Raw genomic sequence first — 11,996 nt, forward strand, 5'->3', positions numbered from 1 at the left:
CCTAACACACTAGTTTTTTCACCTAAAAAAGACACAAAAATGAGAAATCAATCTTCTTCTCCGCATAAAAATCAAGAATCCTGGCCAAGATTGAGAACGGCGGATTGTCGATGACTACACAATTCTCAGGGTAATCAAATTTTTCGTAGTCTCCGCCAGGCCAAAACGGACGAATAACTGGACGACCCTGCAGATCATATTTTTCAATTACATAGTCGCGGACGACGTCATAAATTCCTTCCGGAGTGTAGCAGTCATCTGTCGTTCTTTTCGGCTTAAATTTATCAACAAATTCTTCATAAGTCTCAGCAATTGCCATATTGTAATTCCTCGCTTTCGTTGGATTTACAACAAATATGTGATTTTTGACAGCGTGAAAGTTTTGGAATTAAATTCCACAAAAAAAAAGAAGCAGCAGGCGTATTGCCCATCTGCCTCTTCTCAAACTTTAAAACTCCGAATTTTCGACCTTGCGTTCCATCAATTCCAGAGATTTGTCTTGATAAATTTTCTTCTGCTTTGCCTCAAGTTTTCTCTGCTTCAAAGCCTGTCCTGCTGCCCCTTCGCCGACGATCTCCGCCAATGCCTTGACTGCTTTAACATCGCCATCCTTTGCAAGCTGCATGAGGTTATACATAATGACCATTTGATTAGTCATATCATCCTCTTCAATGCCATTTTTCTTCAACAACGCTTTTGCATTATCATCCGGTTCCGCAGATAATAGCAATTTAGCACACTGCTGCATGGTTTTATTCCGCCTCCGGGTCACGTGGGAGGCAGCAGCTCCCTTTTGTTTCAGCTTCCGCTCTTCCTCTGGCGTTCTTTTGATGTTCTGGCCGAATCTGTAATCTTTAATGCCATCTAACTGTCCCATTTGTTTAGTCCCCCCTTTCTTTTCTGTTTTAGTTTCTGCCTTTTTCGTTACGTCAGGAAAATGGTCTGTTTCATTTAGTTTTCTACCTCTTTCTTTATTACCTCGACCTCTCCCTCCAGCCTATACATGCGTTCTATAACTGAATTATGTTTTTCAACACGTGTTGAGAGCTGATCGATTTTTTGTTCGATAAGAGCGATCTGAGTATCGATTTTTCGGCTCGTTCGAGACATAGCGGCAATGTTTGCAATCATCGCGGCGACGATGGAAGCAGAGGCTGTGATGACAGTGACTATGATTTGTTCTGTAATCATGTTGAGATCACCTCTGCTACTCTGTAGTGTCTGGTGTATCTGGTGAGTCGAGCTTAATGTTGTAGTTAACAATAGATGTTAATACAGAATAGAGACCTGACACCAATGAAATTGAAATTACTGAAATCCATGAAACATCTGTTACCGCCTGACCGATCGTGAACAGAGACAGTGCGGTCTGAGCCATTGTCTTGATCGCGCGGATGCTAGTGTCTTTTAAAAATGCCTTAAATTTTGTGCTCATAAAGTTTTCCCCCTTTAAAACAGAATCGGCCTTTTCGTGGCCGTTGGTTTTCTGATTATAATATGGGAGTTTTGCGGCGTGTAATTTTTCGAGGAGGATAGCCGATTTTCGCAAAGTTTGAGAGGCAGCAGGATGTGGTATAATGATGATACAAACAAGGAGAGGAGTTGATATACAGATGAACAGAGGTCCATGAACAATAGAGGTGATGCTAACGTAGCAATTAATTAATTATTTTTAAAACTGTTATTTCATTTTATTCCGATTGTTTTTTTAGATTCACTGGCCAGGAACTAACTGGCCGCCTCCTTTTTTTTTTGAAATAGATTTTTTTGAGCGTTTATGGAAGGAAGTGTTTTTTGTCGGTCAGATTCAGCCAGCATGCACTTCCTTTTTTAAGGTGAAAGTGTGAATAAGAATGTGAATTTTTTAGTGCCTAAATCCGCACAAAACAAGGTATTTCTAACGCTTTAACGTGTGAAATTTTTGGATTAGTCGCCAATTTTGACCGAATTTGACACCTCTAAAAAGTGTGAATGCCCGTTTTCTCCCCATTTTTTGAGACTGAACAGGCCTGAAATGCTGAAAAAATAAGGGAAAATCAAGAATTTTATAAAAGAAATTTTTAAAGAAAATGCACCTATAAGAGAAGAAAAAAAGAAATTTTAAGAGATACCGGAACGCAAGAAAACCGCCAGAATTGCGATCTCCAGCGGTTCCCGAATATTTTTTTAATTTTAGTTTGACTCAGCCTTAAATCTTAGCCGAAGTATCTCTTAAGCAGTCCTTCGAATGCCTTGCCGTGTCTTGCCTCATCGCGGGCCATCTCATGAACTGTGTCGTGGATAGCATCCAGGTTCAGAGCTTTCGCACGTTTAGCAAGGTCGAATTTACCTTCTGTTGCGCCGTGTTCAGCATCTACTCTCATCTCAAGGTTCTTCTTCGTGCTGTCTGTAACAACTTCGCCAAGGAGTTCTGCAAACTTAGCTGCATGTTCAGCTTCCTCATGAGCTGCCTTCTCCCAGTATAAACCGATTTCAGGATAACCTTCTCTGTGAGCGACACGAGCCATTGCCAGATACATACCAACTTCTGAACATTCACCTTCGAAATTCGCTCTTAAATCAGCCATGATATCTTCAGGCGCACCCTGTGCAACACCTACAACGTGTTCTGCAGCCCATGTCTTGTCACCGGACTGTTCTTTGAACTTGCTGGCAGGTGCCTTACAGACTGGACAAAATTCCGGAGCGTTTTCACCTTCATAAACATAACCACATACTGTACAAACCCATTTCTTCATAATTATAATCTCCTTTTCATACTTTATAATATACTGTAACCGTTCCAATCCATACTAACTGCCTTCAGCTATATGCCCGCTGACTGCTTCCCCATTATACGGAACGGTTACGATTAATATGTTTCTTTTAAAACAGTAATCATTACTGTTATCTGTATATTACACCACTTTTCCTGCCTTGTCAACTATTTTTTTCATTTTTTTTGCATTTCCCGCAAGTGCCATAAAACAGAACGAAATGACCATCTATCTCACCGTCAAAACCATCCTTCGCAAGCACATCGATATGTTCCAACGGTGGCATATGCAAATCTGAAACAGCCCTGCATTTCTTGCATACAAAATGATAATGCTGTGATGTATCTGCATCATAATGATCCTGTCCTTCCCCGCATGAAAAGCGGAGAATCTCTCCCTGATCCACTAATAAAGAAAGGTTTCTGTAAACCGTCCCAAGACTGATCTTCGGATACTCTTCCCGCACCGACGCGTAAATCATATCTGCTGTCGGGTGGTCCTTCCGCCCTTTCAGACAATTAATAATAGACTCTCTCTGTCTGCTGTACTTCAATCCCGGCATACTAATCTCCTCTGTTTCTATACTCATCAATAAATATTTACAAATAGTAATCGTTATCATTATTTTAGTATATAAACATCATTTCGTCAATATCAATTTCTCATATTCTCTACATTTTCTTGAGAAAGCATATCCAAACACAGGATTCATTCTTTTACACTTCTGCCCATCACAGCGTGCAGTCAAAAACATCAAAAATAAAATTGCTCACTATTTTATCTTCCTCGATTATTCCCCACTCTTCCTCCGATTTCGAGAAACCATCAATACATCATATAAAATGCGTCTAAACACTTCGGAGAAAGGATATAAAAAGGAGACTCTTCAAACAGGTGCTTCTAGCTCGGCCAGTACTTAGATGCTGTTTTTTAGCATCTTACGTACTGCTGCCAGAGCTAGGCAGTGCAAACGTGCCTGTTGAAGAGTCTCCTTTTTATATCCTTTTCGAAATATACGAACGCATTTTAATCATTTTATTGATGATTTCTCGTCATATTAATGCCGTATTCATCGTACTGTGCAACATTTTCAAGAACACCTCGATCATCCGCCTTGGCGATCTGACCATTTCTGTCCTTGAGGAATGTTCTGGATTTACCAAGCATTGCCGGACCGTTAACACAGCCGCCGACACATGCCATACCTTCAATAAAGTCTTCCGGAAGCTTGCCGACTTTCAGAAGCATCAGTGCTTTCTTGCATTCCAGTGCACCGCTGCAGGTCTTAACCTTCAGATCAACTTCTTTGTTGGCTTCCTTGAATGTCTCGAGCACTGCCGCTGTTACACCGCCGGATACAGAGTACTGCTTGCCGAACTTACTTCCCTGCTGCATAGTTTCTGTACATTCCTCAGGGTCAATATTTTTCGCCTCAAACATGCTGGCCAGTTCTTCATAAGTCATGGCATAATCTGCACCACCGAAAGTAATGGAATCAATGACTTCAGATTTCTTGGCAATACATGGTCCGATAAAAACGCATACAGCATCCGGATGCATGGCTTTGATCAGACGTCCTGTAGCTGTCATCGGTGAAACAGTTGTAGACATATACTTGAGTACCTGCGGATAATGCTTCTTGATCAGAGAAACGAAAGCCGGACAACAGGATGTTGTCATTTTCTCGCCGGCTTCATAGTGCTCCAGAAGCTCCTGTCCTTCATTCTTTGATACAAAATCTGCGCCCAGAGATACTTCATACATGTCTCTGAAGCCAAGCTTCATGACAGCCTCACGAATCATACCGACACTGACATCAGGGCCGAACTGCCCTTCAATAGCCGGTGCCACCATGGCGTAAACCGGTGCGCCGCTGCTGATCAGTTTGATTACGTCCACCATAAATGAACGGTCTGATAAAGCACCGAACGGACAGTTGATCACACACTGACCGCAGTTAATGCATTTCTCCTCATTAATAACAACAATGTTGTCCTCATCCATTGTAATGGCATCTACAGGACAGCTGCGCTTACATGGACGCATCAGATCGGCAATGGCATTGTAAGGACAAGCCTCTGCACACTTACCGCACTCTTTACATTTCTTATGGTCAATGACGGCATGGCCGCCTTCAAACTTGATGGCGCCAAAATTACATGCGCCAAGACATTTTTTGGCCATACACATCTGACAGTTGTTAGTCACATTAAATCTGTTGATCGGACAGCCTTCACAGGCAGCCTCGATCACCTGCACAATATTCTTGTTCTTCTGGCCGGACATGGCAGAACGTCCCATAGACAGCTGTACACGCTCACGGATGATCTCACGTTCTCTATAAACGCAGCATCTGTAGTGCGGTGTACGTCCCGGAATCAGCTTGTAAGGAATCTCATTGGCTTTCTCGTCCAATTCTCCTGCAAAAGCCAGCCGGGCAACTTCTGTATTGACTTCAAATTTAATTTTATTAATATCAGTAATAAATGTTGTCTTCATACATATCATCCTCAATAATATTTAACACTGACTGTTTTTCCCATCTTCCTGCCTTCCTCAATGATCTTGTCCACCAAACGCATGCGGACACTGAGATCAAATGGAAGACCAGCTGCCTGATGAGCCGGATTCATCGCTTCACCTACAAATAAATGCAGATGCGTGCATCTCTCAATAATGAGTTTTGCCAGCTGCGAACCGCCATTCTTCTCATCAAGCCGTTTGAAAAACGACTGATCCTGCCGTCCTTCATTATATTCATGCATCATACTCACCGCACGGTTCAGTGTCAGAACACCTTCCGTCACAAGATCCAGTCCGTCAATTTCAGCTGTCGGAGGAATATCCGGATCTTCGTAAATGAGGGATGCTTTTATATGTTTGTTTAATACACGTGCCGCTATTGTGGCACTTGTACCGCCGCTGACAACATGCAGCCCCTGTGAGCGCATGAATTCACGGATAACACTTTCGTCATCTTCTCGCTTTGTCGGAGGACCTGTGAAAATATTCAGGTCCATTCGTGCTGTCACTTTCGCCACAACAACGGTTGTATCATCTCCCGGTCGCTGATGGTACAGCTGACTGCACTCATTGATCACATAGGATGCCAGGCGTGCTGCTGTCATCTTCGTATCATTGAACCTCTGTTGGATAAACTCACCAACTCTCGTCCGTCCCCATCCAAAACCATACAGACCGCCAACCCCTGCATGGGTCACACCGTCACTCATCATCACAAAATAATCATCTTCCTGAATGTTAAAACGATATTCTCTGATAATCTTGCCTGAAAGCTCCCGCTCTGTATGCTCAATATCAAGCTTCTGACCGTCACGGATCACAATGCAGGCCGGTGTATCATACTCCACCAGATAGGCACGCCCATCTCTGAAAATCTGAAGGATCGCAAATGTGGAATAGGCCACCTGCCTTACTTTGCAGATTGGCAGTGTCATAGCAATGGTCTCCACGCAGTCTTCAATGGTCTCGCCGTTTTTCAGCATCGTACCGAGAATCCTGGTGGTCAATGTGGATAAGATATTGGCCTTTACACCACTTCCCATACCATCTGACAGAATGATAATATCAGCATCCGCTGTCTTAACGATCTCGACAGTATCACCACAAAGTTCTTCTTCTCTTTTGTTCAGACTCTTGCTGCAGACATCCAGACTTACATTCATATCTTTATATCCTCATCACTGTCCATCAGTGTGTCTCTCAATTTGCGAAGGGTTGACTTCGTTTCAGCTGTTGTCTCACCAAGAAGACCGGCGATCTCCTGAGCCACCATCATCTGTTTGTTGATGACATTCTGAGCCATAGCCACTGTGTCCAGTTTCACCTTCCGAAGCTGCTCCTGCTTGCGCACACCTTCCGTAATGTCACGCATAATCACAAGGGCCTTTTCCTGCTCACGCATGTAGATAATATTCTGCATTGTCTTAATATGATAGGTATCATAATCTACACGCTGATTAATAATACTTCGCTTCTCACGGAAAACCTTTTCAAAATATTCTGTGGAAATAAGCTCAGATACCGGATGTCCCAGCGCTTTCTGCTGGGATACACCAAAAGCGACCTCTGCTGCATTGTTGAATTCGCAGATATAATAATCCTTATCCACAACAATGATCATACTTGGTGTCACAGCCAGAATAATATCAGACATACCCTTGGCCTGCTCATACATATACGGAATACACATGGTCAGTTGGGTTTTGCCGCGGTATACAGCAATGGCCTTATCACGGCATGTCGGGAAACCGCAGGCACCGCAGTTTAATTCCTTCTCTGGTGAATCCTTGCCAATCTTGGACAGGATTGCACGGATCTGCTCATCTGACGGGACAATTCTCTTTTCGCAGCGCGCCGTATATTCCTTATAAAGGCTGACACCTTCCGGCAGCGGCGGTAATTCCGGTGCCTCATGCTCATCTACCTTCTGGCTGACACTGATCTTGGATCTGAAACGGTCACGCTTCTTGCCTCCGGTCATCGGTCCGTTGATGCAGCCGCCGGTACATGAATTCAACTCAATAACACAGTTCTTGATCTCTCCATTACGGATACACTCAAAAAGTTCTTCACATGGTCCGATACCGCTGACATACAGTCGCTTGTGCTTGTACTTACGGCCTTTTGCAGCCTTAATAGCAGAAAGAATCCCTCCACTGACAGCAAACAGACGCATCACCTTTGGATCCATACTGTCCATATGGCTGCTCGGACATTCCGGAATCTTGATCTGTTCGCTTCTGAGCCATTCACGCAGTGTTGCAAAATCCAACACCGCATCGATGATGCCTTTTGTTCTCGGATCCTTCAATGCATCTCCTCCATCTGAGACACACGGACTGATATAGATGATCTTCACATCCGGTCCATACTGTGCTCTGAGCATTCTTGCATGTGCGATAGCCGGTGTCACAACAGGCAGAAGATACGGCAGCATATCCGGATGATATTTCTCAATCAAGTTGTTGATGGCAGAACATGATGATGTCAGAAGAACCGCATCCTTATCAGATCTGTCACAATAATTCATGTATTCCTGCACAACATATCCAGCTGCTTCTGCCGTTTCATGTACATATGTAAATCCCAGCTGATGAAGGGCTGCCGCCATCTGGTTCGGATCTGCATCTCCAAATACACCCAGGTACGCCGGCGCCAGAGATACAACAATCTTCTCCCGGTTCTTCACCATGGACTTGATCCACTGAATATCCTTGATAAATGTAATTGCATTCTGTGGACAGGCCTCCAGACACTGACCGCATTCCACGCACTCTGAAGCAACAAATTGTGCATGTTCATCCTTGATACGAATGGCCTTTACTTCACACAAACGGACACATTTATAACAGTCCTTGCACTTTGCCTTTCTAAATCCAATGACGCCCACCCTTAAAGCCTCCTGAGTACTTCATTTTCAAAAAATGTATTCACAGTCTCCGGTGAAACGCTGAACAATTCATCGTTAATCTTTACACAAACACCATTTGAACATTCGCCCATGCAAAATGAACCATTGAGCTCAATTTTGTCGTTTAACTGACGCTCCGTGATCAATTCTTCCAGTTTCTGAATAATTGTTCTTGAACCTTTCAGATGACATGAGCTTCCAATACAGATTGTGATTGTCATAGCAATTCCTCCTTATTTTAGTTAATCATTCTCCTCCCCGAGTGATTAACAATATTTTAACAATAGTTTCTTTTTCTTTCAACACAGTTTCCTATAGTTTTTAATTTTATACAATTTGTATACAATATTCAATATCCACTTTTGAATAATACTTTTATAATCACGTTTTCAACAATCAATCGCTTTTATAATTTAGGTTTATATTTGACATGGTTTTTCTCAAAGACCATATCAATGACAGAACTGTAATCCTTATCACCATATCCCGCCTCAAGTGCCCGGTCGTAGACTTCCCTGATGCCTTCCAGACTTTCTGCCTGAACTCCTTCCGTCTTTGCCAGCCGACGACAGATATCTATATCCTTGGACATATTCCGGACCGAAAATGTCGTCGCATAATCTTTGTTCCTGATGGCCATCTGACGTTCATCAAAATAAGCATTCTGACCACCGCCAAAAGACAGGGCCGCTGTAAAACGATCCACATCAATGCCCTGTTTCACAGCCATAGCCAGGGCTTCATTGACACCATTCTGAATCTGTGCCAGCAGTGTGGTCTGACAGATCTTCATACCGATACCCTTGCCGCTGGATCCCATATACAGTACATTTGATCCCATATACTGCAGGATTGGCTTCACCTGGAAATAAATTTCTTTCTCGCCGCCTACATAAATGCCGATATTGCCCAGCACCGCGGCCGCCTTCGACTTAACAACCGGCGCATCCAGGAAATGTCCACCATGAGCCTGGATCATAACACTGATTTTCAATGAAACGGAAGGATCAATGGTGCTCATGTCAATACAGATTTTCGTTGCATTGACGGCCGGGAGTATTTCTTTATATACTGACAGGGAATCTTCTGATCTCGGCAGCATCGTAATGATCACATCCGAATGTTTTGCTGCATCAACGACACTGTCACAGGCGATACCGCCTTTTTCCGCCAACCGCTGTACCGGTTCTGTTTTTACGTCATAAATATAGACGTCACCGTCATGTTTTCTGATAATATTATAGCACATGGCCTCGCCCATAATACCGAGCCCTATAAAACCAATCCTCAACTTTATCGCCTCCGTTTATCTCCTGTTATTATCTATATCAAATATCTCATCTGCCTGAAAATATTTTTCTCTTATCTGATCCTATGCTTTATCTGTCCAGAAATCCTCCACCTGCTGCACGATTGTATTCAGACTGGTCTTACTGCAATTGTGCCATTCTCTCGGGAACATTTTTCTGTACTGACTGTAATTAAATCGCTCATCCAATAACGCGATCACGCCTCTGTCCTTCTCCGTTCGGATCACGCGTCCTGCTGCCTGCAAAACCTTGTTCATCCCCGGATAAAGGTAGGCATATTCAAACCCTCTGCCGGATTTCTCATTGAAATACCGACTTAAAAGCTCTCTCTCTTCTCCAACTTGCGGCAGTCCTGTCCCGATAATGATGACACCGATCAGCCGGTCTTCTTTCAGATCAATGCCCTCCGAAAAAATACCGCCCATCACACAGAAACCAATAACCGCATCTGCAGCATCCGCCTGAAAAGCATCCAGAAACTTCTGTCTTGCATCTTCACTCATCTCGGATTCCTGCACAACCAACTGCAGACCATGGCCTGCCTTCATTAATTCCATTTCTGTAAAAACTTCAAAAACATCCTTCATAAGCTGATATGACGGAAAAAAGACCATATAATTGCCATGCTTGCCGCGAATAATATCTCGGATATATGCAGCCATCCGTTCATACTCTTTTCTCCCCCGCCTTGTATAGCGGCTGCTTACATCTGTTGCCGCTACAAGCAGACGGTTTTCCTCCGCAAAAGGTGAATCCACATAAAGATCGTAATCCGATGCTGCTGTATCACTGAGCATTTCCTTGTAGTACTGCACCGGGAGAAGCGTTGCAGAGAAAAATACGGCTCCGCATCCCTTTGCCAGACGTTCTCCCAGATCTTTGGAAGGATCCACACAGAAAATCTTGATTTCAAAGCTGTCCTCACTTCGAAGCGCATAGATCAAATAGCGGTCATCCGACCGATCAAAGGCACATATAAAACGTCGAATGTCAAAATAAAATTCCATCAGAACTTCCCTGAGTGGCGCAGTAACGCCCTCCTTCAGTGTTTCCTCCAGCTGCTCACTGAGCTTCGTCAGGTAAACGATCAGACTGCCGATATTCCCCATCAGCTGGCAGGACTCGTTTGAAGACTCCCGAAGCGCAGACATGGCCAATATCGAACGATCCATATAAGTGACCAGTCGCCGGTCCACAGCTTTATCTTCCACTGCGTGACGGGCATGGGTCAATTCAGTCATTGACATCACGGCACTGTACATTTCCCTGGCACGATCCACCAGATTGTGTGCCTCATCGATCAGAAAAAGATAGTCCCCGCTTCTGTCACTGAAAAAACGTTTGAGCGCCACATTCGGGTCAAACACATAATTATAATCACCAATGACCGCATCCGCGAATAAAGCCGCATCCAACTGAAACTCAAAGGGACAAACCTGATGTTTGTCGGCATAAGCCAGGATGCACTCCCTGGTCATCCGGTCTTCTTGGGTGACCAGATCATAAAGGGCTTCATTAATTCTGTCATAATGCCCCTTTGCCCTTGGACAGTACTCCGGACTGCACTGAACTTTATCCAGCACGCAGATTTTCTCCTTTGCCGTCAGGGTGATCACCTTCATGGCAAGTCCCTTATCCTGAAGAAGTCCGAATGTATCTTCCGCAACAGTCCTGGCAATAGTCCTCGCCGTCAAATAGAAAATTGTCTCTGACAATCCATTTCCCATCGCCTGAACAGCCGGATAAATGGCGGAAATCGTCTTGCCGGTACCTGTCGGTGCTTCTACAAAAAGCCGCCGATGTCTCAGAATCGTCTGATAAACGCCTGAGACGAGCTTTTTCTGACTCTCTCTGTACTCAAAAGGAAAACTGCCGGCACCAATAGAAAGATTTCTTTTTTTAATCCAGGCTATCTGATGACGCACCCAGACCGCAAATCTGTCTATCAGTTCAGTATACCATACTTCCAGCTCATTTCGTGTCATTTTTTCCCTAAATCGCTGAACTTTTCCCGTCTTCAAATGCACATACGTCATCTGGACCTGTATTTCCTCTAAATTCTCTTTTTCTGCATAAAAAAAGGCATAGCACTTTGCCTGTGCCAGATGGACGGGCACAGGCTCTGTGATATACCTTAAATTTCTATAAGTACCTTTGATCTCATCAATTGTCACAACTTCTTTCAGTCCCAGCTCGCCGCTTTCATCCGCTGCCATCTCAGTTTCTGTTATGACACCATCGGCACGTCCCTCAACAGTAATCGCCAGCGTCTCATCCATTTCTGTCGTATGCTTCAGAGACACCTCTGCCCTGTAAGAAGGCCCGGCCTCTTTTTGAAGTTTTCGATGCATCAGGCCACCCTGCTGCATTGCATCCATTTCTCCAAACGCGCCGGAAACGGTATCAATGTCTCCCGATCTGAGAATAAACTCCACAAGCCGGCGAACGGAAACGGTGACTGTTTTTTGTGACATTTTGTTTCTCCTTTTTAGACGC

Annotated in this window: 12 protein-coding genes; all 12 read right to left on the reverse strand. The window is 44.0% G+C overall.

The window, feature by feature from the left end; all coding sequences use genetic code 11:
- Nucleotides 1-22: 22 nt before the first annotated feature.
- The 12 genes from NBH03_RS05925 to NBH03_RS05980 all read right to left on the reverse strand — a co-directional run bounded on the left by NBH03_RS05925 (nucleotide 23) and on the right by NBH03_RS05980 (nucleotide 11,974).
- On the reverse strand, nucleotides 23-319 hold the full coding sequence (locus NBH03_RS05925; RefSeq protein ID WP_250798095.1) for a hypothetical protein: 297 nt from the start codon (nucleotides 317-319) through the stop codon (nucleotides 23-25).
- A gap of 129 nt (nucleotides 320-448) precedes the next feature.
- The gene (locus tag NBH03_RS05930) at nucleotides 449-877 is read right to left on the reverse strand and encodes a hypothetical protein (protein ID WP_250798097.1); all 429 of its coding nucleotides are present in this window, start codon (nucleotides 875-877) and stop codon (nucleotides 449-451) included.
- Nucleotides 878-951: 74 nt separating this feature from the next.
- Entirely contained in the window at nucleotides 952-1,191 is a 240-nt protein-coding gene (locus tag NBH03_RS05935) for a hypothetical protein (RefSeq protein ID WP_250798099.1), read from the reverse strand.
- Between the two features lie 16 nt (nucleotides 1,192-1,207).
- Nucleotides 1,208-1,435: a holin gene (locus NBH03_RS05940; RefSeq protein ID WP_250798104.1), complete on the reverse strand. Its 228-nt coding sequence runs from the start codon at nucleotides 1,433-1,435 to the stop codon at nucleotides 1,208-1,210.
- Nucleotides 1,436-2,195: 760 nt separating this feature from the next.
- Nucleotides 2,196-2,738: an NADH peroxidase gene (locus NBH03_RS05945; RefSeq protein ID WP_250798108.1), complete on the reverse strand. Its 543-nt coding sequence runs from the start codon at nucleotides 2,736-2,738 to the stop codon at nucleotides 2,196-2,198.
- Nucleotides 2,739-2,919: 181 nt separating this feature from the next.
- Nucleotides 2,920-3,318: a Fur family transcriptional regulator gene (locus NBH03_RS05950; protein ID WP_250798111.1), complete on the reverse strand. Its 399-nt coding sequence runs from the start codon at nucleotides 3,316-3,318 to the stop codon at nucleotides 2,920-2,922.
- Between the two features lie 473 nt (nucleotides 3,319-3,791).
- Nucleotides 3,792-5,255 (reverse strand): 4Fe-4S dicluster domain-containing protein, encoded by a 1,464-nt coding sequence (locus tag NBH03_RS05955; RefSeq protein WP_250798113.1) that lies wholly within the window; start codon nucleotides 5,253-5,255, stop codon nucleotides 3,792-3,794.
- An 11-nt stretch (nucleotides 5,256-5,266) separates the two neighbouring features.
- The gene (locus NBH03_RS05960) at nucleotides 5,267-6,442 is read right to left on the reverse strand and encodes a SpoIIE family protein phosphatase (protein ID WP_250798114.1); all 1,176 of its coding nucleotides are present in this window, start codon (nucleotides 6,440-6,442) and stop codon (nucleotides 5,267-5,269) included.
- Nucleotides 6,439-8,169, reverse strand: coding sequence for a [Fe-Fe] hydrogenase large subunit C-terminal domain-containing protein (locus tag NBH03_RS05965; RefSeq protein ID WP_250798120.1), 1,731 nt, complete (start codon nucleotides 8,167-8,169; stop codon nucleotides 6,439-6,441). Before NBH03_RS05965 ends, NBH03_RS05960 begins: the two co-directional genes overlap by 4 nt.
- Nucleotides 8,170-8,171: 2 nt before the next feature.
- Nucleotides 8,172-8,411 carry a (2Fe-2S) ferredoxin domain-containing protein gene (locus NBH03_RS05970; RefSeq protein WP_015515270.1) on the reverse strand — a complete coding sequence of 80 codons (240 nt, stop codon included), beginning with the start codon at nucleotides 8,409-8,411 and terminating at the stop codon, nucleotides 8,172-8,174.
- 185 nt (nucleotides 8,412-8,596) lie between these two features.
- The gene (locus NBH03_RS05975) at nucleotides 8,597-9,481 is read right to left on the reverse strand and encodes an NAD(P)-dependent oxidoreductase (protein WP_227081689.1); all 885 of its coding nucleotides are present in this window, start codon (nucleotides 9,479-9,481) and stop codon (nucleotides 8,597-8,599) included.
- A gap of 81 nt (nucleotides 9,482-9,562) precedes the next feature.
- Nucleotides 9,563-11,974, reverse strand: a complete 2,412-nt coding sequence (locus NBH03_RS05980; protein WP_250798122.1) for an ATP-dependent DNA helicase — start codon at nucleotides 11,972-11,974, stop codon at nucleotides 9,563-9,565.
- Between the last annotated feature and the right edge of the window lie 22 nt (nucleotides 11,975-11,996).

Source organism: Coprococcus intestinalis (assembly GCF_023656595.1).
Taxonomy (GTDB): domain Bacteria; phylum Bacillota; class Clostridia; order Lachnospirales; family Lachnospiraceae; genus Coprococcus_A; species Coprococcus_A intestinihominis.

Coding starts and splice junctions, on each gene's coding strand:
- NBH03_RS05925 (WP_250798095.1), bottom strand. CDS start 319: ATGGCAATTGCTGAGACTTATGAAGAATTTGTTGATAAATTTAAGCCG.
- NBH03_RS05930 (WP_250798097.1), bottom strand. CDS start 877: ATGGGACAGTTAGATGGCATTAAAGATTACAGATTCGGCCAGAACATC.
- NBH03_RS05935 (WP_250798099.1), bottom strand. CDS start 1,191: ATGATTACAGAACAAATCATAGTCACTGTCATCACAGCCTCTGCTTCC.
- NBH03_RS05940 (WP_250798104.1), bottom strand. CDS start 1,435: ATGAGCACAAAATTTAAGGCATTTTTAAAAGACACTAGCATCCGCGCG.
- NBH03_RS05945 (WP_250798108.1), bottom strand. CDS start 2,738: ATGAAGAAATGGGTTTGTACAGTATGTGGTTATGTTTATGAAGGTGAA.
- NBH03_RS05950 (WP_250798111.1), bottom strand. CDS start 3,318: ATGCCGGGATTGAAGTACAGCAGACAGAGAGAGTCTATTATTAATTGT.
- NBH03_RS05955 (WP_250798113.1), bottom strand. CDS start 5,255: ATGAAGACAACATTTATTACTGATATTAATAAAATTAAATTTGAAGTC.
- NBH03_RS05960 (WP_250798114.1), bottom strand. CDS start 6,442: ATGAATGTAAGTCTGGATGTCTGCAGCAAGAGTCTGAACAAAAGAGAA.
- NBH03_RS05970 (WP_015515270.1), bottom strand. CDS start 8,411: ATGACAATCACAATCTGTATTGGAAGCTCATGTCATCTGAAAGGTTCA.
- NBH03_RS05980 (WP_250798122.1), bottom strand. CDS start 11,974: ATGTCACAAAAAACAGTCACCGTTTCCGTTCGCCGGCTTGTGGAGTTT.